The following is a 486-nucleotide window of genomic DNA, read 5'->3' as shown; positions in this document are numbered from 1 at the left end:
GAGTCACGCACTGGTCAGCCCGACTGATGGCCGATCACATGAGCGGAACGGGGATGCCGGTCAGTTTTGCCGAGGTGGCCCGCATCTGGCGCGACTGGGACCTGCAACCGCACCGCGTCGAGACGTTCAAGTTCTCCACCGATCCGCAGTTGGAGTCGAAGATCCGCGACGTGGTGGGGCTCTACCTGGACCCGCCCCAGAACTCCGTGGTGGTCTGCGTCGATGAGAAGTCCCAGATCCAGGCGTTGGACCGGACGGCGCCACTGCTTCCCATGCGCTTCGACCAGGCCGAACGCCGTACGCACGACTACATGCGCCATGGCACCACCACCCTGTTCGCCGCCCTCGAGGTCGCCACCGGGCGGATCACCGCGGACGCCTGCCACCCCCGGCACCGCAACCAGACCGCCGATCAGATCCTGGCGAAGGCCGACCGGCGAAAGGGTCGGTGCCGACCGTGACCAGCACCATCACTCGGCTTTGGCT

General features: G+C 66.7%; 1 pseudogene. It reads left to right on the top strand.

The features are described from left to right. A pseudogene (locus tag EAD96_RS25270) lies at window positions 1-398 on the top strand (IS630 family transposase); the annotation flags it as partial. Between the last annotated feature and the right edge of the window lie 88 nt (window positions 399-486).

The organism is Micromonospora sp. BL1, from assembly GCF_003667485.1.
In the GTDB taxonomy this organism is placed as follows: domain Bacteria; phylum Actinomycetota; class Actinomycetes; order Mycobacteriales; family Micromonosporaceae; genus Micromonospora; species Micromonospora tulbaghiae.
This window is presented reverse-complemented; position numbering and strand designations above follow the sequence as displayed.